Source organism: Tepidiforma sp., from assembly GCF_026419595.1.
In the GTDB taxonomy this organism is placed as follows: Bacteria; Chloroflexota; Dehalococcoidia; order Tepidiformales; family Tepidiformaceae; genus Tepidiforma.
The window spans coordinates 1-586 of the sequence record NZ_JANZZD010000115.1 but is presented as its reverse complement, the minus strand read 5'-3'; the positions used below and the strand labels follow the sequence as shown (position 1 = coordinate 586).

General features: G+C 73.9%; 1 pseudogene. It reads left to right on the top strand.

Annotation, left to right across the window (positions count from 1 at the left end):
• Positions 1-15: 15 nt before the first annotated feature.
• Positions 16-586, top strand: a pseudogene (locus tag N2041_RS14675) (hypothetical protein); the annotation flags it as partial.

Genomic DNA, 586 nt, shown 5'->3' with positions numbered 1-586 from the left:
CTGGTGCGGCGCTCGGTGCGCGAAGGGCTGGGCCCGGAGCGACGCCGGCTGCTGCACCGCAAGCTGGCCCAGAGCCTGGCCCGCCAGGGCGGCAACCCGGCCCGCGTGGCCGAACACTGGGAAGAGGGCGGCAGGCCCCAGGAGGCCATCCCCTGGCGCCTCCGGGCTGCCGAGGCCGCAGTGCGGGTCTATGCCCACCGGGAGGCTTTGGAGCAGTACCAGCTGGCCCTGTCGGACGGCGCCGAAGGCAAAGTGGCCTACGAAATCCAGCGCGAGCGGGCCCGGCTCTGGCAGACCCTGGACGAACGCACCCCCTGGGCCGAGGCGCTGGGCGCGATGGAGCGGCTGGCCCAGGAACTGGGAGAGGCCGCCTTGCAGGCCGAAACCCGGCTGGGCTGGGCCGAGCACCACCTGCTCTGTGGGCGCTATAAGGAGGCGCTGGCGGAGGCCGAAGGGGTGGGGCAGTCCGGGCCTCTGGCTGCTCCCTTACGGGCCAAGGCGCTCTACCTGGGGGGCCGGGCCCTGGGGGCGATGGGGGAGCTTGGGGCCGCCGAAGCCCGTTTGCTGCAAGCCCAGGCCCTACTGC